Origin of the sequence: Pandoraea communis, from assembly GCF_902459745.1 — a bacterium.
Lineage (GTDB): Bacteria > Pseudomonadota > Gammaproteobacteria > Burkholderiales > Burkholderiaceae > Pandoraea > Pandoraea communis.
On record NZ_CABPSJ010000001.1, the window covers coordinates 1,011,361 to 1,030,881 of the forward strand.

Sequence of the window (19,521 nt, forward strand, 5' to 3'; positions counted from 1 at the left end):
TTATTCGGCGTAAATTTGGCGTAGGCGTATAGCGTTGGCGTGAGTTTCCCGCCTCAACGGCGCGCGAGGCTGATCGCCGATAAGCGCTGAGCCGCATTATCCCAATTCAATATCTCAGCGATCGCTTTGACGTACTCCGCGCGGCGGTTTTGATATTTCAGGTAGTAGGCGTGCTCGAAGACGTCCAACACCAGTATTGGTTGAACACCCCAAACAGCCAGCTTCTGATGGTTTTCGCACTGGAGCGTCATGAGGCGTCCGGTAGCCGTGTGAAAGCCGACCACCCCCCATCCTGACGCCTCCACAGCGATCGTTGCGGCAAGCAACTGGGCTTTGAACTGCTTGAACGATCCGTAGTCACGGTCAATCAGTCTGACGAGTTCTCCCGTCGGCTCCTGACCTTTGCCAGAAATACTGGTCCAGTAAATGGTATGCAGCACGTGGCTCGACAACTGAAACGCTAGTTCTTTCTCGTAAAACTTCACCAGCGCAAAGTCCCCGGTCTCGCGCGCCTTTGCGAGCGCCGCTTCAGCATTGTTTGCGGCCGTCACCGCTGGCTTGTGGTGAAAGTTGTAGTGAAGTTCAACCGTACGCGCGTCGATATGCGGCTCAAGCGCGTCAAGGGAAAACGGCAGAGGTGCCGCTGCATACTTGCCGTCCGCACCTACCAATGTGTCGACGTAACCACCGCTGGACAACGCCGTCTCGGCATGGGCACTTGAAAGCATGATGCCTGCCGTGGCGACACTCGCCTGCCTGACAAACTTGCGACGCGATTCCATTGCATCCTCCGTCTCGGTACGCCCGCAACTTCAATGCGAATGCATCATGGGATAGACAATCAAACCAAAGATGGCGGCGGCCACGACAATCACCGGCTCCTGAAGCTTCTTGAAACGCCAGAGCAGAAGCACCGTGACAACCGCCACGAGCGCGGTCGGGATATCAGATATCGAACGCTTTGCGATAACGAGAACCGAACCGGAGATAGCGCCAACGGCAGCCGCCGTAATGCCGTCAACGAACGCCTTGACGCCCGGTAAGTGCCCGTATTTTTTGAAGTACGGTGCCGGCAAAACGGTGAACAGATAACAAGGCAAGAAGGTTGCCAGCGACGCAACACATGCGCCAGCGAACCCCGCGACCAGATATCCGATGAAGCCAACGGTGATCACGACCGGACCCGGGGTAATCATCGCCACCGCTACGGCGTCGACAAACTGCCGCTCATTCAGCCAGTGGTGCTCGGTTACGACTCCGCCATAAAGGAAAGGCACAATCGCCAACCCAGACCCGAAGACAAACGCCCCCGCCTTCGCGAAGAAGATGCCGATTTGCGCAAGCAGCGGCACATCGATGCCGCTCAACAGCCCTGAAGACACTGGAACGTAAGCCGCCGCAATCCCGTTCACGGAGCCTTTGTTCAACCACTTCGGCGGCGCACGCCAAAGCCAGCCAATGATCCCCGCAGCAATAAATAGCCAGGCGATTTCGCTTTCGGTAACGAACGTCGTGACGAGCAACGTGAGGTAGATTGCCCACAGAAGCTTGTCGGAACCCACGGTCTTCCGAGTCAGCTTGTAGCCGCTCATCGCGATAATTCCGACGACCGCCGCGCCCACGCCGTAGAACACGGCCTGCATCCACGAGAGTCCACCGAAGTGCGCGTAGGCCCAGCCAAGCGCAACCACCATGAAGAACGATGGAATGACGAATGCAATGCCGGCCAGCGTTGCCCCAAGAATCCGGTAGTGCACGTAGCCGAGATATATGGCGAGTTGCGCTGCCATCGGCCCAGGGGCGAGCTGCGCGAGCGCTATCCCTTCCTTGTAGTCGGCCTCTGAAATCCAGCCCAACCGCTCCACGAGGTCACGTCGCATATAGCCGGCGAGGGCAACAGGACCGCCAAAACCAAATGTGCCCAATCGAAGCATGTAGCCGACCAGCTGCGCCAGCGAATACCGTTCCGTCGTCTTCGCAACAGTACTCACGATCCCCCCCGTTCAGCTTTTCCTTTGAGGCGTTGCGTAGTGGGCTAGCATCGAGTCCAGCACACTGCCCAGTTCGGCCAGCATGGCCTCATCGTCAAGCCCCCTTTGCCGTGCACCCGCGACAACAGCTTCAAATCCGACCGCCTCCGGAATCGCAAACCCACCGATATCCAAAGCGTGGATCATCCGGCCAAGCGCAATCATTCCGGGAACGTCTTCCAGCGAGAAACTTGCAACCAAGACTTCAAACGTCACCATGTCGCCAACGTGAGTGAAGGCGGCGCCGTCAAAATCAAAGCCCAGCGCATCTGCCGGACACGTCGCGGGTGATTCGACCCAGATGAAAGTGGCCTTCGTATCGATGAATCGATTAATCAACCAAGCACTTGCGACCCGGTCGACCCACATACGTCGGCGTGTCGCCCAAGTACGGCCCTGATAGTCCTCCCGCCGCAATGGGCGGATCACACCGTCTTCCGCGTGAGGCTCACCCGGTGACAGCACTTTGTTGGCGAGCGCAACGAACTCCTGAAGCGCCGCCTGCCCCGCCACCGATGCCCCGTTGGGGAAAAAGTCCATGGCCTGAATCGCCTCGAAGTCCTTCTTCAGCCGCTTCAATTGCTTTTCGACATCGGCTTCGGCAGCGCCAAGACTTTTCCTCGCTTCCGCGACGTCTCGCTGGAATATGGCGTACTCGGCAAACCTGTCGAAAAGTGAGCGCAAATAGCCCCTCTGCTCGTCATCCCGAGCGGAAACCAACAACAATTGGGCATTACCGCCCGCGTCATTGATACCAGCGGCCAAGTCATCCAGTTCAGTGAGTCGCTCGTCCGAAAATGGCAAAAGATATGCCCCATCCCGCAGGACGGCACAGCCCTTCGCTTTCAACGCACGCCAAAAGCGCATGCGCGCGGTAGCGTTGTCTGAAGGAAAGGTCAGGACGAGAAGGAGCCAGCCGATTTTGTTCATGCAACTAACTCTACAAAAATGTAGAGATAACTACAAGAATATTTTATGTGAAATGTTGCGCATCCCTGATGCAGGCAAGGGCCTCGACCACTTCTTCGCGGTTTTTTTGTTCTCCGCGCCGCTGACAAGTCTTCGTGACGGCCAGGGAAACATAGGGCAACATGAGCGCAAATCAAACTCGCTCCGGCAATGCCGGGGCGATCACACATGCACCATTTCGCGAGACGCTCAGCCGAATCGCTCAGGAGAAATACGATGATTGACGGTCTGGTTGGCGGCAAACTGTACGGCAAGGCAGCGCAGCGCACGGGACAGAATGGACACGCCTTCGTCACCGCCAAAGTTCGCGCGACAGGCGGAGACGGTGATGGCGACGCGATCTTCGTCAATGTGATCGCGTTTAGCGAGACGGCCAGCAATGCGCTGCTGGCGCTCGAAGACGGCGATAACGTGTCAATATCCGGCTCGCTCACGCCGAAGGTGTGGACCGACCGCAATGGCGAGACGCGCCCCGCGCTCGATATGGTCGCCACCCTCGTTATGACCGCCTACCAAGTCAAACACAAACGCGCCGCGACCAGAGGTGAACCCAGCCCGGCGCATGACTCGGATCTGGACGACAACGACGGCCCGCGCTGACCCACCGCTAGGCGGCCAACGCCGCACCATCGCTGCGCGGATCGTGCGCCCCCGTCGCCAGTCCGTCCACATCCATCGCAATGACCCCTGCCTGACCCGCCAGCGGGCTGTGCCTCGGCAGCGCGGCCAACGCATGGCCACGCTGCGTCAACGCGGCGAACACGTCGTCTCCCGCGTCGCACTCCAGCTTCAGATTGTCCCGGCTGTCCGAAAACGTGCGGCCCAGCAAGAAGCGCGGCTGCGAAAGCGCTTCGTACGGGTTCATGCCATAGTCGATCAACCGTGTGAGCAACGCGCATAGCGTCTGTGGCTGGCCGTCCGCACCCTGTGTGCCGTACAGCAGACGAGGGCGTCCGCCTTCCAGATACATGCCGGGATTGAGCGTATGGAACGGTCGCTTGCCCGGCGTCAACGCATTGGGATGTGCACTTCCCGCCGGACGAAATGCCGCCCCCCGGTTGTGCCACAGCACCCCGGTGTCGCCCGCCATCACGCCGCTGCCCCAATCGAAGTAGATCGTCTGCAACACGCTGACGGCGCGCCCGGCGGCGTCCGTCGCGGCGAAATAGACCGTATCGCCTTCACGAAAGCGATGCGGCCAGTCGAGCGCGACGTGATCGTCAATGCGCGCGGCAGCCGCGCTCAGATGCGCATCGGACAACATCGCGCTCACCGGGACATCGGCATATTCGGGGTCCGCCACATAACGGTCGCGATCGACGAACGCCTGCTTCACCGCCTCGACGAGCCGGTGGTAGTACGTCGCGCTCCCATGCGCACAATCGCGCAGCCCCAGTCGCGCGAGTATCCCCATGATTTGCAGCGTCGTCACGCCCTGCGTCGGGGGCGGCAGCGTCGCCAGCACACCATCGCCATACGACATCGTCAGCGCAGGCGACACATGCACCCGCGTGGCGGCAAGGTCGTCTCGCGTGAGCGGCGAACCGGCGTCTTGCAGCCCGCTCGCCATACGGGCAGCCAACTCGCCCTCGTAGAATTCGCGCGCGCCCCCCTCGGATAGCCGCCGCAATGTCCGCGCCAACGCCGGTTGCCGAAACCACTCACCCGACACGGGCGCGCGCCCGCCCGGCAGGAACGTTTGTGCGAAGCCGTGCCACGTAGCCGCATCGCCCATCTCGGTCGCCCGATACGCATACCAGAAGTCTTGCGAACGGCTCACCGCAAAACCGTCCTCTGCGGCAGCGATGGCGGGGGCGAGCAGCGACGCCCACGACATCGTGCCACCCCACGCCTCGCGACTCACGCGATACGCCGCTTCCCATGCGGCGACCGTTGCCGCCGTGGTCAGCGCGCTGGCGGGTCCGCGCACGGCAACGGGTCCGCCGTCCAGCAACGCCGAAGGCAGACGCTGTGCTGCCTGCCCGATGCCGGAAATCGCGAGCGGCGGTGTGTCGCCCTGCGCGCCGTCGGCAACCAACCAGAAGCCGTCGCCGCCAAGGCCCGTGAAGTGCGGCATCGTGACGCACAGCATGGCCGCGACGGCGATGGCCGCTTCAATAGCGTTGCCGCCTTGTTGCAGGACGTCGCGTCCAGCCGCGCTGGCCAGCGCATGCGGACTGGTGACCAATCCGGCGCGTCCGCTGGCAAGCGCTGGCGCTGACGTTGCTGCACCGGTAATGTCTCGCGCCGTCATGCCGCCACTCCTGCCCCATGTTGTCCGCCGAGATACGCCGCCGCCAGACGCGCGTCGCCCGCCAGCTCGCTCGCCGGACCGCTCACGCTCACGCGGCCCTCTTCCAGCACGTATCCGCGATCGGCGATGGACAACGCCATCGCCGCCATCTGGTCGACGAGCAACATCGACAGCGACTCACGCCGCAGCGCATCGAGCGACGCGAACAACTCCGCGATGACTTTCGGCGCCAACCCCAGCGACGGTTCGTCGAGCAACAACACGCGCGGCGCCGACATCAACGCACGCGCAATCGCGAGCATCTGTTGTTCACCGCCGGAGAGCAGACCCGCGCGCTGATGTTGCCGTTCGCGCAAGCGCGGATAGCGCGCGAACATCCGCTCGATACGCGCCTCAAGCGTCGCCCGAGGCAACCGGCCACACGGAAACGCCCCGAGCCGAAGATTGTCGAGCACCGACAGTTCCGCGAATACCTGCCGCCCCTCCGGCACCAGCACCACGCCCAATGCGGCAATCTTCGCGGCATCCAGCCGCGAAAGATCACGCCCGTCGAATGTGATGCCGCCGCTCACCGGGCGATGCAAGCCCGCGAGCGAGCGCATGAGTGTCGACTTGCCCGCGCCATTGGCGCCGAGCAACGCCACCAGTTCGCCCTCGCGTACCTGAATCGATACGTCATGCAAGACCGGTGCCGCGCCGTATCCCGCAGTGAGCTTGCCGACACCCAGAACTTCCGGCGTGGTCGCGACATCGCGTTCGCGCGGCTTGCCGGCTTCCGCCGTCTGCGCACCGAGGTACGCCTGACGCACGCGCTCGTCATGCCGAATGGCGCTCGGCGATCCCTGCGCGAGAAAACGTCCCGCATCGATCACGACGATGCCATCCGACACGCCCATCACCAACGACATATCGTGTTCGACCAGACCGACCGCCACCCCACTATCGGCGATCTCGCGCAGCAGTTTGCCCAGTTGCGCCTTGTCCTGCGTCGACAGCCCCGCTGCCGGTTCGTCGAGCAGCAGCACCGCCGGACGTGTCGCCAATGCGCGTGCGATCTCCACCAGACGCCGGTCGACGTGCGCGAGATCGGCGGCCATCAGTTCCACATCGCCGTGATAACCGCACGCGCGCAACAGGGCGATTGCCGCGTCACGATGTCTCTTGCTACGCATGCGGGCGACACCGAGCAAGCCGCCGAGTCGTCCCGCGCTCAACGCAAGCGTCACGTTATCCAGCACGCTCATGCCGCCAAACAGTTGCGACGTCTGATACGTGCGCGCCACGCCATGCCGTGCACTGTCGCATGCGCCTCGTGCGGCGAGGGCGTCGCCGCCGAGCGCACGCGTGCCGGCTTGCGGTCGATAAAAGCCCGAGAGCATATTCAGGACAGTTGACTTGCCTGCACCATTCGGGCCGATCAGACTCGTCACCTGTGCGGCCGGCAGTTCGAACGACAGATCGGCCACGGCCTTCACGCCGCCAAACGTCATGGCGAGGCCGTGTGCGGCAAGGCGCTTTCGTTGCGCTTGGGCCAGCACCGGCAGCGTAAGCGGCGCGCTCGCATCGACACTACCGTCGTTCGACGACGCGCCGCGTCGCGACTTCCACCACGTACCCAACACGCCAATCACACCATTCGGCGCACCCCACAACACAACCAGCAACAGCACACCGAAACACAGCAGACGCAGGTTCTCAAGACTTGCCAGCAACTCCGGCAGCAACCCGACGACCACTGCGCCGACGAGCGGCCCGGCAATCGTGCCCGCACCGCCGATCATCACGACCAGCACGAACAAGAGCGACTGAAGGAACGAGAACATGCCCGGCGTGACCATGCCTTGCAGCGGTGCGAACAAGCCTCCCGCCAATCCGGCCAGCGCCGCAGAAAACGCGAACGCCACCGCCTTGACGATCAGCGGATTCACGCCAATCGACGCCGCCGCCGTCTCGCTGTCGCGCACGGCACGCATGGCCGCCCCCCACGTCCCGCGAGAGATGCGCGCGTAGATCAGCAGCGCCACCGCCAGGACGGCGAGCGCCGCCATGGCCACCACGCGCTCGCTTCCGTCGATACCGAAGACGCCCGGCGGCATCACGCCCATCAAACCGTTCTGTCCGCCGGTCAGCGCGCGCCATTCCACCGCGCCGTGCTCGACGATGAAGCCGAAGGCAATCGTCACCATGGCGAGGCCCGGGCCACGCACCCGCAGCGCGGGCAACGCCAGCAAAGCGCCGCTCAGCGCGGCAATCGCCCCGCCCGCGAGCCATGCGGGCCAGAACGGCCAGCCCGCCTGCGTGGTCAGAATGGCCACGGCATACGCGCCGATTGCATAGAAGCCCACATGGCCAAACGACACTTGCCCCGTGAGTCCCAGCAGAAGATTGAGGCCCACGCCGCAGATCGCGAGCAATGCCACGCCCGCGATGACCACGACGAAATAGCCGTTCACCACACAGGCAGCACCCGCCATCGCCAGCAGCGCCGCCGCGAGGATCGCCGTAAGTGCCATGCCGTCGCGGGTCCGCGCGGCCCTCGCCCCCGAGGCCCCGGCTTGGACGGACGGCGACGCCAACCGCAAAGGAGAATCGCTCATACCTTACGTACCTCCGCGCGACCGAACATGCCTTCCGGACGCATCGCCAGCAACACGATGACCAGACCGAACGTAATGATCTGGGTGTAGCTCGATCCCAGCGTCGCGGTAATCATCGCTTCACTCACACCGAACAACAGACCCGCGATCATCACGCCCCAGGCGCTGGAGAGTCCGCCGAGAATCGCCACGGCAAATGCCTTGAGGCCGAACACGGTGCCCATGTCGGCCTGCACATTGAACAGCGGCGCGATCAACACGCCTGCCACCCCTGCGAGCAGCGTCGATACGGCGAACGCGCCGGCAATGGTGCGCTGAATGGGGATGCCCATGAGCCGCGCAGCGTCGCGGTTCTGTACCACGGCCAGCATGGCCACGCCCCAGCGCGAGCGCCGCAGCACGTAGTGCAATGCGCCCGCGAGCGCGAGACCGACCACCGGGATCACCAATTGCAGCGGATACACGCCAAGGCCCGCGTCGCCGATCTGCAGGGAGCTTTGCGCCAACGAAGACGGCAGACTGCGCGGCTCGGTGCCGAAGGTGAGCATGACCACGTTATCGAGCACGATACCCAGCGCGACCGTCGCCATCAGCCACGCACTGGACCCGCGTCGCACGAACGGTTGCACCGCGAGACGCTCCACCACCAGACCGTAGACGGCGCACAGTACGAGCGCGGCGACGATCGCCAGTGGCATCGGCCAGCCGAGCGTCTGTGCGAACGTGTACGCCAGCACGGCGCCCAGCATCATCGAGCTACCCTGCGCGAAGTTGACCGTCGCGCTTACCGCAAAGGTCAGATGAAAGCCGAGCGCCATGAGGCCGTACATACTGCCGAGCCCCAGGCCGGCGACAAGCGCCGAGATCCATTGCATGAGATGTCCTCCGGGACGCCGGCACGCGGCGCCCCTCAATACCGGTGACGTGCGACTTACTTCGCCGCGACCTTCGCGCCCTTGGCCGTCACGGGAACGATGCGGTTGTCGATAAATTGCGCCCACACGTAGTCTTGCGCAGACAGCGCGTCGTGCTGCTGGTCGTTAAACGGCTTCACATACGTCTTGATGAGCCCTTCGTAACGGTCGATCTTGTAGAAGCCGCCGCGAATCGCGTCGCCTTTCGTCGAGCCCGCCTTGTCGATGGCCAGCGCCGTCAGACGCATCGCGTCGTAGGCGTTCGCCACGCCAACGGCCGGGGTGATGTCGTCCACCCCCTTGATGTCGGAGTACTTCGCCTTGAGGGCGGCAACGACACGCGCGCTCACCGGCGACGTCGCACCGAAGAAGCTATACGTCTGCACGAAATGCACGGCCTTCGCGTTGGGGCCGGCCAACTCGGTGAAGCGGCCGCCCGCCGGGCCCCAGTGCGACACGATGGGCACCTTCCAGCCCATGCGGTCGAGCGACTTCACGACCTGCGCCGACGGCCCGACATTGCCGACCATCAGCAGCGTGTCGGCCCCGGCGGCCTTGAGGCGGCCCAATTGCGGCGTGACGTCCACGTCGTTGGCCTCGAACTTCTCCACCCCGGCGGGCTTCATGCCTTTGGCGGCCAGCGCGGCGACGATGCCTTTCTCATTCGATTCGCCCCACGGGTTGTTCACGAGAATCAGACCGAGCTTCTTCGCGCCGAAGGTCTCCTGCGCATGAGCGACCATGGCGCTGTCGACGATTTCATCGACGGCCGATACGCGAAACACGTAGTTCGGATTTGCACCGTTGCGCGTAATCGGCGTGCCCGCCGCCCACGGCCCCATGAACGGCACTTTCTCCTGATTCGCGATGGGCACGATGGCCATCGACACCGGCGTGTCGAGTCCGCCGAACAGCACCGCCACCTTGTCTTTGTAGATCAGCTCGCGAGCGGCAAGCACCCCTTTGGCCGGGTTGCCCTCGTCGTCGCGGCGCACCAGTTCGAGCTTGCGCCCGCCGAGAACACCACCGCCCGCATTGATCTCGTCGATGGCGATCGTCATGCCCCGCGTAAGCGCTTCACCCGCGCGCGCCGACTGCCCCGAGAGCGCCGTGACGAGACCGATCTTGATCGTGTCCGCCGCATAGCTCGATGCGCCGGCGAACGACATACCGGCGGCCGCCAGTGCAAACACACCGGCCCGGAGCCAGCGCCGGCGGGGTGAGGCCGATAGCGCCGTCGTGTCGCTGGCGGCGTTGGAACGTACAGATGCAGACATGAGCAATCTCCGTGAGGAAGCATCAGAAGCGAATCGAAAGCGGACCGATTACGGTCCCGGTGCCGGGGCATCGCCCGGACATATCCCCGCCGTATGCAAGAGGCATGCCACGTCGTCGACATTTCGCCTGAATCGCTCAGTACGATATGAATCACAACGTGTTGACGATCTGGCATCGAAATTGCGAACGATTGGTTGTAACGTTCGTTGACGATCTGATTTGCGCCAACTCGGAACACGCTCGCACAGTCGCGGTGCGTAGATGTTTCAAGTCGGCTCACGACGTGAGCACGAACGATGAACGAATGGACCCTGACATTGAGCACGCCTTGCCGCCATGCAAGGCAACGACGACACCCGATGACTTCTGCCCTGACGCTTACGGAACACGACGACTGCGCGAGCACCGACCCCCGCTTCGGTGCGCTTCGCACGCACGACCGCTTCGACTATCTACCGATCACGGCACGCGATACGTATCGCTGGCCCAACGGCGCGCGCCTTGCCGTCTACCTCGGTTTCAATCTGGAGCACTTCGCTTTCGGTGAGGGGTTGGGCGCGAACCTGGGCCCTGTCTCGCCGCAGCCGGACGTGCTCAACTTCAGTTGGCGCGAATACGGCAATCGGGTGGGCGCGTGGCGCTGTCTCGATCTGTTCGACGATTTGTCGATACCCGCCGGCGTGGTACTCAACACATCGCTGCTCGACCATTGCCCCGCGCTCGTGCGCGCGTGTGTGGCGCGCGGCGACGAGTTGATCGGACATGGACATACGAATGGGCATCGTCAGAGCGATTTCGAGTTCGCTCATGAGCACGATCTCCTCGCGCATTGCCGCGCGCGCCTCGCGACGGAGACGGGATATACCCCGACGGGGTGGCTATCGCCCTGGATATCGGAGACGCATGACACACCGGATCTGCTCGCGCTCACCGGTTATCGCTACACGTTGAACTGGTGTCATGACGACCGGCCGGTGCGCATGCGCACCGCGCACGGCACGTTGTGGTCGGTGCCGTATCCGCAGGAGGTGAACGACATTCCGATGATCGTGGGGCGTCAGCTCGATGGTGCGGCATTCGCCGACATGATTGCGGATCAATTCGACGAGATGTACGCGCAGGCGGAACATCCGACGCGCGCCCAGCCACTGGTGATGGGGATCGCCTTGCATCCGTACCTCGTCGGGCAACCGTATCGCCTGCGCCACCTGCGCCGCGTGCTCACCCCCATCGCCGACGCAGCGCGGCGCGGCGACATCTGGCTCGCAACGCCGGGCGATATTGCGGCGCACGTCACGGCCGTGAGCGCGACACAACCCGACGCCATCATAGGGTAAGGTGCGATATGACGCTCAAGCCGCATTGCCCGGCGTGTCCCGATTGCCCACCCTCGACCTTGCTACCGTCGCCGCCTATGCCTGCCGACAAACCGCTGACCCCTTCGCGCCGCGCCGCCGGAAAATCCGTGCGGTCCGCATCTGCGGCAACCGCTGCCGCGCCTGCGAGTGATGCCGAATCCCGTTTGCTGTCCTTGCACGCGCCCGTCCCGCAAGACCTCGGCGAGCAAAGCGCCGAGACGCGGATCGAGACGCACATCTACCGCACCATCGTCGATGGCGTGCTCGGGCATCGTCTGACGCCCGGCACCAAACTCCCGGAGCCTGAGCTTTGTCAGCTCTTCGACGTGGGGCGCGCGGTGGTGCGTCGCGTGCTGGAGCGTCTGGCGCATGACGGCATCGTCACGCTGCGCCCCAACAAAGGGGCAGTGATCGCGGAACCGACGCCGGAGGAGACTCGCGAAATCTTCGAGGCCCGGCGCGCGTTGGAGCGAGCGCTCGTCGAACTGGCCGTCGCCAATGTGACCGACGACGACCTCGCCATGCTGCGCCGTCAGCTCGACGCCGAGCATACCGCCATGCACCGCTTCGATCAGCCGTCATGGGCACGCCTCGCGAGCGACTTCCATTTGCGCGTCGCCGCGCTGGCCGGCAATGCGGTACTGCTGCGTTACCTTACCGAGTTGATCTCGCGCTGCTCGCTTATCGTCGGGTTGTACGAACCGCCCGGTTATGCCCCGTGCGAACACGACGAACACGCCGCCATCGTGGCGTGCATCGTCCGGCGCGATGCGGCCGGCGCCATCGCCCGCATGCAGTCGCACCTCGAAGAACTCGAGCGCCGTATCGAGACAACGCGCATGCGCGGGCAGAAAAGTCTGGCGTCGCTGCTTGGCTTACCGGAAGCGGTATCGCCGGAAGACGTTGCGCCGCCTGCCGAACCCGTCAAACGCCAACGCCGCCAGAAAACCTGAGGACATCGCATGGAAATCGACTTCCGCGAAATCACGGCGTACCAGCGCTACAAATTGATGGCGAGCCTGATCGTGCCGCGCCCGATTGCGCTCGTGACCACAATCAACGAGGGCGGCGCCGTCAATGCCGCGCCGTTCTCGATGTTCAACATGGTGGGTGAAGAACCGCCGATCGTGATGCTCTCGATCAACCGGCGCGACGACGATTCGCTCAAGGACACTGCGGCCAATATTCTGCGCAGCCGCGAATACGTCGTGCATCTCACCGATGAGCCGATGACGGCGCGAATGCATGCGTGTGGCGACCGGCTCCCACCAAGCGAAAGCGAGTTGACGCATGCGGGACTCACGCCGGTGGCAAGCAGCCTCGTCGCGCCGCCGCGCATTGCACAAGCACCGGTCGCCTTCGAATGCACGCTTTGGGAAACGCTGGAAACGCCGAGCCGCCATATCTTCATCGGGCGCGTCGAGCGCATGCACGCCCGCGACGAACTGATCGATACCCAGCAATGGCGTGTCAGGTTGCAGAACTACTTTCCTGTGGGACGCTTCGGTGCGAGCTTCTACGTCGACACCCGCAATCGCTTCTCGCTCGAACAGGACGGCGGCCAAACCACGGCCAGCACCGCCGTCGATGAGATGTAGACGCGAGCGCTTAAAGCGCGCGACGACGACGAGAGGCATAGCTTCGTGTCATCGTCGCGTGGTCTTTCATCGCGTGTGAGCCCTCAGGAACGTTTCCATTAGCGTTGCGAATGCCGGGGCATTCGTTTGCATCGGGTAATGCCCGCAGTCCTTCATCTCGGTTAGCTGCGCGTTCGGATGCCACGCGAGGAAGGTCTGCTTCATCGCCTCGGCATCCAGACCCGGGTCCTTGTCTCCTACGATCACCAGCCACGGGGTGCTCAACCCGCGCACCTCGTCGACGAAGTCCGTCATCGTCATCATGTCGAGATAGCGACGACGGCACGCCGCTGCCACAGACTCGCGGTTTCGGCGCAGCTTCGCGTCGACCCAATCGTCGGGGACACCCTTCACGCCCCCAGTCACGAACTTCACCAAGCGGCGAAACGCGTCGTCGTTCTCGCACGTCAACGCGAAAAACTCGGCAGCCTCCGGTGGCAGGCGATTGCCAGCCGCCGACAGCGGACACACCGCCACGGCACTCTTGATGCGCGAAGGGACATTGGCTGCGAGGCGTTGCGTCGCCATTCCGGTCATCGAATGACCGACGACATGGAAGCGCGTCCAACCCAACGCGTCGGCCACGCCGAGGCAATCGGTCGCGATCTCGTCGATGGTGTAGCAGCCGCGCAGGTGTTTTGAGCGTCCGTACCCGCGCAAGTCGACGAACACGTAGGTGAATGTCGCACCGTCGAGATACGGCAAGAGGGTGTCGTAATTCGTGTGATCGCCGAGCCAGTCATGCAAGACGAGAACGGGTTCAGGACCATTGCCGAATGGCGTGAAGCCCAGCATGGCGCAAGAGAGATTAGTCATTTCGATTCGTTCCTTTCTGGTGAATGAGATCCGGATCACGAAGTCCGGAAACCAAAAAGAAACGCCCCCCCGGCGGACCGGGAGGGCGTTCGAATTAGGACTTGATCGTATCGTCTCGTCCCCGCAAAGTCAACGCAACTTGCGGTGCATCAGTCGAAGCGGCGACCGCGTGTCTCGGGCATCTTCAGATAGACGATGAGCGAGATCGCCGCGCAGATCGTCACGTACCAATAGAAGTACGATTCGTGGCCGCTCGCCTTGAAGCGCAGCGCGACGAACTCCGTCGTGCCGCCGAGGATGGCCGTGGTCAACGCATACGGGCAACCAACGGCCAACGCACGGATGCGCGGCGGGAACAGCTCCGTCTTCGCCAGCATGTGCACCGACGTGAAGCCCGAGAGCATCACCAGCCCGGCGAACGACAGGGCAAACGCCACCACCGGATCTTTGGTGTGACTGAGCGCCGTGAAGAGCGGCACGGAGAACAGCGTCGTACTCACGCCGAAGATCATCAACACCTTGCGGCGGCCGATCACGTCCGAGAGCAGGCCAAACAGCGGTTGCAGCGGCATGTAAAGCAACAGCGCCAGTGTAGAGATGAACGTCGACGACTCTTTCGACAGTCCGACCGAATTCACCAGGAACTTCTGCATGTAGACGGTGAACGTGTAGAACGCCACCGTGCCACCGATGGTGATGCCGATGGCCAGCAGAATCTGACGCCAATGCCCCAGCACTTCGCGGGTAATCGATGTCTCGCGTTTTTTCGCGCTATCGACAAACGCCTCGCTCTCCGTCACGTTGCGACGCATATACAACGCGAAGAGCGCCAGCACGCCACCCAGCACGAACGGGATGCGCCATCCCCAATGCTCGATCTGTTCCGAAGTGAGCAATACGCGCTGCATCAGCAGCATCAGGCCGAGCGCCACGAGTTGCCCGGCGACCACGCTCACTTGCAAGAAGCCGAGGTAAAAGCCTTTGCGATGCTCCGGCGCGATTTCGCTCAGATAGGTCGCGCTCGTGCCGTACTCGCCGCCCATCGACAGGCCTTGCAACAGACGCGCCGCAATCAGCACCATCGGCGCGAAGATGCCGATGCTTGCGTAGCCGGGTGTGAGCGCAATCATCATCGAGCCGACACTCATCGCAAGCACCGATCCCGTGAGGGCTGCCTTGCGGCCGCGCCGGTCGGCATACAACCCAATGAGCCAACTGCCCAGCGGACGCGCCACATAGCCGACCGCCGCAATCGCGGCCGTATTCATCAGTTGGACGGTCGGGTTATCGCCGGGAAAGAACGCCTTGGCGAAATAGATCGAAAAGATGCTGTACGCGAGAAAGTCATACCACTCGATCAGGTTGCCTGCGAGGCCACCGACGATGGAGCCGATCTTGACCGGCGCACGCGTGCCGGGGGCCGCATGTGAAGTGTGTGAAGTGTTCGAGGGGCGGGCGGCAAGGGAATCCGAGGGGGGCGTCACAGTCTGTCTCCAATACTTGTTGTCTACTGCCATCGTGCAGCGGTGCCGTACTGCTGGAAGAGCGGGCGACGCCAAGAACTGCCGGCGTCGCCGTCATGCGTATTCAGGGGGGTGGGCGCGAGCTCCGCGCGCTTAGCTAGCGGCGTACTTCTTGTCGAGTGCGTCGTAGAACGGCTTGTTGACCAGACGCTGGCGCTCGGCAAAGGGCACCACGAGTGACGGGTCTTCGTCCAGACGCCCGCTGTCGCGCAGCGTACCCAGCGCCTTTTGCATGCCGAGCACGGCGCTTTGCAGCGCGGCGTTCGCATAGAGCACGATGCCGTAGCCCAGTTCGGCCAGACGCGGCTGCGATTGCGTCGGCGTCTTCCCGCCGATGACGATGTTGATCAACTGCGGACGATCGAACAGCGCCGGCAGACGTTCGATATCGGCCAGCGTCTCTGTCGCTTCGATGAACAGGATGTCGGCACCGGCGTCGATGAAGCGGTGACCGCGCTCGATGGCGGCTTCGATGCCTTCGACGGCAGCCGCGTCGGTACGGGCGATGATTTGCAGGTTGGCGTCTTCACGCGCGTCGACGGCAGCACGGATCTTGCCGACCATCTCGTCGGCGCCGATCACGGCCTTGCCGTTGAAGTGACCGCACTTCTTGGGCAACACCTGATCCTCGAACTGGATGGCATCGGCGCCGCTGCGTTCGAGCACACGCACCGTATGACGTACGTTGAGGGCGTTGCCGAAGCCCGTGTCGGCATCGACGATGATCGGCAGCGAGACGGCGTCGCGCACGCGGGCGGTGTGCTCGGCCATCTCGGCAAGCCCCACGAACGCGAGGTCGGGCAGGCCGAGCGACATGTTGGTCACCCCCGCGCCGGTGAGATAGAGCGCTTCGAAACCGGCGTCTTCGATCACGCGCGCCGAAAGGGCGTTGAAGGCGCCGGGCACGAGCAACCCTTGGCGGGCCTCGACCTTGCGGCGGAATTCGGCGCGGCGTTGCGCGGTCGTGGTGGTCATGGCGTATGTCTCCGTATCGGTAAATGGGTCTACCGTTCGCAATCTGCGTGCCAGTCGCCGCATCACTTGAGAACGCCAAGCAAATCGGCGTCAAATCATGGACTTGCGCTGGTCAGCCCGTTTTCTGCGGATGTGGCAGAATCGGCAAACCGAAAATGAAACGTTTCATGAAACGCTTGCGAAACACCGATGAAACGGTGAGCCATGCGTTTCGTCAGTGCCGTACGGAGACCTCGCAATGCCCCCCAGCCTTTCCGGTACCGTGCCGCCGCGTGCAACCGCGTCCGCACCGTCCGATCCCCGCGCCCGCCGTCCGGGCATCGCCCTCGTGAGCATCAGCCGGTTGCAGACCCTTTGCGAGACCGTCGCGCCGCGCTACACCGACCGGGCGCGCTTCTATTCCGTGCGCGAAGGCTATGGCGCGGCCGTGGCGGCGTTGCAATCGTATGTCGACTCGGGGGCCGTCGACGTCGTGCTCGCAGCGGGATCGAACGGGGCGTACCTGCGCGAGAACCTGTCGGTGCCGGTCGTGACGGTCAAGGTCAATGGCTTCGACGTCCTCAGCGCGATCACACGCGCGACCACAACGTGGCCGGACCAGCCGCTTGGCTTGGTGCTTCACGAGACGGTGTCGCGCGAGTTGGACGATCTCGGTCAGTTGTTGAAGATTCAGCTTCGGCAACGCGCCTATCGTTCCGTCGACGAGGTGCAGGCGGCTGTCGACACGCTGGCGGCGCAGGGGTGCAAGGTCATCATCGGCCCGGGCATGGCGTGCGATCTCGCGCAAGAGGCAGGGCTCGAACATGTCTTCCTCTACTCGCTCGGCGCGGTCGAAGAAGCCTTCGAGCGATCGGTCGAACTGGCGCGGGTAAGCCGCGACAAGGAATCGAAGCGCATGCGTCTGAATACCATCGTGGCGCACATGCGCGACGGGGTCGCGGCCTTCGATGAGAACGGGCAACTCGAAGCCGTGAATCCTGCGATGTTCTCGCTGCTGGACGTGGATGCCGGGCGAGTCGAGACGCTGGGTGCGCGGCAATTCGAGTTGACGCGAAAGCTCGGACCGATGTTGCGGGAGTTGTCGGACGGCGGCGTGGCCATCGAGGAGCGTCTCGTGCATATCGACGCCCGCGCCTTCATCGTGAGTTGCGTGCCCATCTATGAGCACGGCATGCGCTCAGGCGCGGTCGTGACGGTGCAGGACGCCCAGATGGCACAGCGCATCGACCGCTCGTTGCGCACGACGCAACGGCCCAGGCACCTTGTCGCGAAGCATGAACTGACCGAGTTGGTCGGCGATTCGCGACAGATCGAGAAGGTGAGACGGTTGGCACGCGCAGGCGCCTCGCACGACGCGACGGTGCTGCTGACCGGCGAGAGCGGGACGGGCAAGGAGCTGGTCGCGCAGGGTATTCACAACGCGAGTGCGCGGCGCGGCAACCCGTTCGTCGCCTTCAACTGTGCGGCACTGCCGGAGGGGCTCATCGAGAGCGAGTTGTTCGGTCACGACGAGGGCGCCTTCACCGGCGCGCGGCGTGGCGGCAAGGCGGGCCTGTTCGAAATCGCGCACACGGGCACTATCTTCCTCGACGAGATCGGTGAGATGCCCGCAGCCTTGCAGAGCCGGTTGCTGCGCGTGTTGCAGGAGCGCGAGGTGATGCGCCTGGGATCGGGGCGTCCCGTGCCGATCGACGTTCGCGTGATTGCCGCGACGCATCGCGATCTCAACGCGCTGGTTGCGCAAGGGCGATTCCGTGCGGATCTGTATTTCCGCCTGAACCTGTTGCAGGTGACGCTTCCCGCGTTGCGCGAGCGCCGCGAGGATATTCGTCTGCTCGCACAGACGTTGTTGTCGAGAAACGCTGCACAGTACGGGCTGGATGCCCGCACCTCGAAGCCGATTCTCAAAGTGCTCTCGCCGTTGTTCGATCATTACGACTGGCCGGGCAACGTGCGCGAGCTGGAGAACCTGTTGACGCGCGCAGCGATTTATCTCGATAACGATGTGGCACGCCATGCGCAAACGTTGCACGAGGTATTTCCGGAATTGCTGCGGTTATCACCCAGTAAGCGGCATCTCCCGACCGGCCACGCCGACGAGATCGCGGCACCCGCGCCAGTCACTCGCGCGGCCGCGCTCGCCGCGCTGCAAGCTTCAGGCGGCAATCGCGCGGCGGCCAGCCGTGCGCTGGGCATCAGCCGCACGACGTTCTGGCGATTGATGAGGTCTGTCGACTGACGGTGCGCCATCGCGGTATCGCGATATCGTCGCGACGGCGCTCTATGTCGTGGACACCGAAGTTCCTCACATCGACACCACGAATCGGCAAATGCGTCGTGAACCGCCGATCCTCATAGGGAATGGATCAAACGTCCACGCCTCGGGACCCAATTCACCAGCCCTTCATCTCAGATCCACAAATCCTTCATATGGACGTGCTGCGGGCACGCACCGGCTACAGCGCGGCTGCAACCCGTCGGCATGACAACCCGATACCTGAAAGGAGCAATGTGTCCGAGAAGTTTCAAGGCCAGATTCTGCGTGAGTTTGGGGAGTTGATTGGTATTCCTTCGCTGACATTCGACGAGCATGGCGCCTGTTGCTTTGTGGTCGACGAAGATTTCGAGCTAGCCATCTTGCGCACTGACGACCAGTTGTCGCTGACGCTGCCGATAGACTTTCCCGAGGCCGCCATGCAAATACCGGCGCGGCATCTGCTCTCACTTTTCCCTCCCATGACGGTCGACACGTTGCGCGGCGAGAGCCCCGTGATCGCATGGCATCCGCAGGCTTCGCGTGCGGTGGCGATCGTCACGTTATCGCGGCATCTGGCGAGCGCCGAGCAACTGGCCGCCTACACGGTCGAATTCCTCGAATGGTGCACTCACTGGCGCAACGTGATCCGGCGTGACGTGCCGGCCTTCCTTCACGCGAACCCCGGCGTTCAGCGCAACGACCCTGTGCACTGGCTCGCACTGCGCTGAACCACCAGAGAAACCGGAGAATAACGACGCGCCGCGTCGACGGCGTCGCCTATCAGGGTGGACGACAGCAACCCGGGCACGATGGTCGACGTCCTGTCTGGAACATTCAACATAAGCGATCTACAGAGAATCTATGCCTTTTGGAAATAGCATTTCGCAACAGACTCCCCACGCAATGTCGCCGG

At 63.2% G+C, this 19,521-nt stretch carries 16 protein-coding genes; 6 read left to right on the forward strand and 10 right to left on the reverse strand.

What is annotated here, in order from left to right:
• Positions 1-53 precede the first annotated feature (53 nt).
• The 3 genes from PCO31110_RS04660 to PCO31110_RS04670 form a co-directional block, all read right to left on the reverse strand.
• Positions 54-782, reverse strand: coding sequence for a superoxide dismutase (locus tag PCO31110_RS04660; protein ID WP_246189721.1), 729 nt, complete (start codon positions 780-782; stop codon positions 54-56).
• Between the two features lie 30 nt (positions 783-812).
• A complete protein-coding gene (locus tag PCO31110_RS04665) occupies positions 813-1,934 on the reverse strand; it encodes a chromate transporter (RefSeq protein WP_144265905.1) in 1,122 nt (373 codons plus the stop codon).
• A 69-nt stretch (positions 1,935-2,003) separates the two neighbouring features.
• Complete coding sequence (locus PCO31110_RS04670; protein ID WP_150689731.1) at positions 2,004-2,960, reverse strand: chromate resistance protein ChrB domain-containing protein; 957 nt, start codon at positions 2,958-2,960, stop codon at positions 2,004-2,006.
• Positions 2,961-3,215: 255 nt separating this feature from the next.
• Between PCO31110_RS04670 and PCO31110_RS04675 the strand changes: the two genes are divergently transcribed.
• Positions 3,216-3,599, forward strand: coding sequence for a single-stranded DNA-binding protein (locus PCO31110_RS04675; protein WP_010806789.1), 384 nt, complete (start codon positions 3,216-3,218; stop codon positions 3,597-3,599).
• Between the two features lie 7 nt (positions 3,600-3,606).
• On the opposite strand, the gene PCO31110_RS04680 is transcribed toward PCO31110_RS04675, so the two are convergent.
• Genes PCO31110_RS04680 through PCO31110_RS04695 form a run of 4 tightly spaced genes read right to left on the reverse strand, consistent with a single transcriptional unit; the run spans position 3,607 to position 9,933 of the window.
• The gene (locus PCO31110_RS04680) at positions 3,607-5,253 is read right to left on the reverse strand and encodes a gamma-glutamyltransferase family protein (RefSeq protein ID WP_150689732.1); all 1,647 of its coding nucleotides are present in this window, start codon (positions 5,251-5,253) and stop codon (positions 3,607-3,609) included.
• On the reverse strand, positions 5,250-7,850 hold the full coding sequence (locus PCO31110_RS04685) for a branched-chain amino acid ABC transporter ATP-binding protein/permease (RefSeq protein WP_150689733.1): 2,601 nt from the start codon (positions 7,848-7,850) through the stop codon (positions 5,250-5,252). Before PCO31110_RS04685 ends, PCO31110_RS04680 begins: the two co-directional genes overlap by 4 nt.
• Entirely contained in the window at positions 7,847-8,725 is an 879-nt protein-coding gene (locus PCO31110_RS04690; protein ID WP_010806792.1) for a branched-chain amino acid ABC transporter permease, read from the reverse strand. The genes PCO31110_RS04685 and PCO31110_RS04690 overlap by 4 nt, the downstream gene beginning before the upstream one ends.
• A 56-nt stretch (positions 8,726-8,781) precedes the next feature.
• On the reverse strand, positions 8,782-9,933 hold the full coding sequence (locus PCO31110_RS04695; protein WP_174979348.1) for an ABC transporter substrate-binding protein: 1,152 nt from the start codon (positions 9,931-9,933) through the stop codon (positions 8,782-8,784).
• Between the two features lie 468 nt (positions 9,934-10,401).
• Between PCO31110_RS04695 and PCO31110_RS04700 the strand changes: the two genes are divergently transcribed.
• The 3 genes from PCO31110_RS04700 (at position 10,402) to PCO31110_RS04710 (ending at position 12,998) form a co-directional block, all read left to right on the forward strand.
• Complete coding sequence (locus PCO31110_RS04700; RefSeq protein WP_150689735.1) at positions 10,402-11,379, forward strand: polysaccharide deacetylase family protein; 978 nt, start codon at positions 10,402-10,404, stop codon at positions 11,377-11,379.
• 128 nt (positions 11,380-11,507) lie between these two features.
• Complete coding sequence (locus PCO31110_RS04705) at positions 11,508-12,353, forward strand: GntR family transcriptional regulator (protein ID WP_370855805.1); 846 nt, start codon at positions 11,508-11,510, stop codon at positions 12,351-12,353.
• Positions 12,354-12,362: 9 nt separating this feature from the next.
• On the forward strand, positions 12,363-12,998 hold the full coding sequence (locus PCO31110_RS04710; protein ID WP_010806796.1) for a flavin reductase family protein: 636 nt from the start codon (positions 12,363-12,365) through the stop codon (positions 12,996-12,998).
• A gap of 66 nt (positions 12,999-13,064) precedes the next feature.
• Here the strand turns inward: PCO31110_RS04710 and PCO31110_RS04715 are convergent, their stop codons facing one another.
• From PCO31110_RS04715 to PCO31110_RS04725, 3 genes are all read right to left on the reverse strand, one after another.
• The gene (locus PCO31110_RS04715; protein WP_150689736.1) at positions 13,065-13,853 is read right to left on the reverse strand and encodes an alpha/beta fold hydrolase; all 789 of its coding nucleotides are present in this window, start codon (positions 13,851-13,853) and stop codon (positions 13,065-13,067) included.
• Between the two features lie 149 nt (positions 13,854-14,002).
• Positions 14,003-15,337 (reverse strand): MFS transporter, encoded by a 1,335-nt coding sequence (locus PCO31110_RS04720; protein ID WP_246189722.1) that lies wholly within the window; start codon positions 15,335-15,337, stop codon positions 14,003-14,005.
• 132 nt (positions 15,338-15,469) lie between these two features.
• Positions 15,470-16,351: an isocitrate lyase/PEP mutase family protein gene (locus tag PCO31110_RS04725; RefSeq protein ID WP_150689738.1), complete on the reverse strand. Its 882-nt coding sequence runs from the start codon at positions 16,349-16,351 to the stop codon at positions 15,470-15,472.
• 238 nt (positions 16,352-16,589) lie between these two features.
• Here PCO31110_RS04725 and prpR point away from each other — a divergent pair, with 238 nt between their 5' ends.
• Both prpR and PCO31110_RS04735 read left to right on the forward strand, forming a co-directional pair.
• Positions 16,590-18,590 carry a propionate catabolism operon regulatory protein PrpR gene (gene prpR, locus PCO31110_RS04730; protein WP_150689739.1) on the forward strand — a complete coding sequence of 667 codons (2,001 nt, stop codon included), beginning with the start codon at positions 16,590-16,592 and terminating at the stop codon, positions 18,588-18,590.
• 272 nt (positions 18,591-18,862) lie between these two features.
• Entirely contained in the window at positions 18,863-19,336 is a 474-nt protein-coding gene (locus PCO31110_RS04735) for a type III secretion system chaperone (protein ID WP_168162941.1), read from the forward strand.
• Positions 19,337-19,521: the final 185 nt, after the last annotated feature.

What these genes read in the sequence shown, in the direction of transcription:
- PCO31110_RS04660 (WP_246189721.1), bottom strand. Translation starts at nt 782, where the DNA reads ATGGAATCGCGTCGCAAGTTTGTCAGGCAGGCGAGTGTCGCCACGGCA.
- PCO31110_RS04665 (WP_144265905.1), bottom strand. Translation starts at nt 1,934, where the DNA reads ATGCTTCGATTGGGCACATTTGGTTTTGGCGGTCCTGTTGCCCTCGCC.
- PCO31110_RS04670 (WP_150689731.1), bottom strand. Translation starts at nt 2,960, where the DNA reads ATGAACAAAATCGGCTGGCTCCTTCTCGTCCTGACCTTTCCTTCAGAC.
- PCO31110_RS04675 (WP_010806789.1), top strand. Translation starts at nt 3,216, where the DNA reads ATGATTGACGGTCTGGTTGGCGGCAAACTGTACGGCAAGGCAGCGCAG.
- PCO31110_RS04680 (WP_150689732.1), bottom strand. Translation starts at nt 5,253, where the DNA reads ATGACGGCGCGAGACATTACCGGTGCAGCAACGTCAGCGCCAGCGCTT.
- PCO31110_RS04685 (WP_150689733.1), bottom strand. Translation starts at nt 7,850, where the DNA reads ATGAGCGATTCTCCTTTGCGGTTGGCGTCGCCGTCCGTCCAAGCCGGG.
- PCO31110_RS04690 (WP_010806792.1), bottom strand. Translation starts at nt 8,725, where the DNA reads ATGCAATGGATCTCGGCGCTTGTCGCCGGCCTGGGGCTCGGCAGTATG.
- PCO31110_RS04695 (WP_174979348.1), bottom strand. Translation starts at nt 9,933, where the DNA reads ATGTCGTTCGCCGGCGCATCGAGCTATGCGGCGGACACGATCAAGATC.
- PCO31110_RS04700 (WP_150689735.1), top strand. Translation starts at nt 10,402, where the DNA reads ATGACTTCTGCCCTGACGCTTACGGAACACGACGACTGCGCGAGCACC.
- PCO31110_RS04710 (WP_010806796.1), top strand. Translation starts at nt 12,363, where the DNA reads ATGGAAATCGACTTCCGCGAAATCACGGCGTACCAGCGCTACAAATTG.
- PCO31110_RS04715 (WP_150689736.1), bottom strand. Translation starts at nt 13,853, where the DNA reads ATGACTAATCTCTCTTGCGCCATGCTGGGCTTCACGCCATTCGGCAAT.
- PCO31110_RS04725 (WP_150689738.1), bottom strand. Translation starts at nt 16,351, where the DNA reads ATGACCACCACGACCGCGCAACGCCGCGCCGAATTCCGCCGCAAGGTC.
- prpR (WP_150689739.1), top strand. Translation starts at nt 16,590, where the DNA reads ATGCCCCCCAGCCTTTCCGGTACCGTGCCGCCGCGTGCAACCGCGTCC.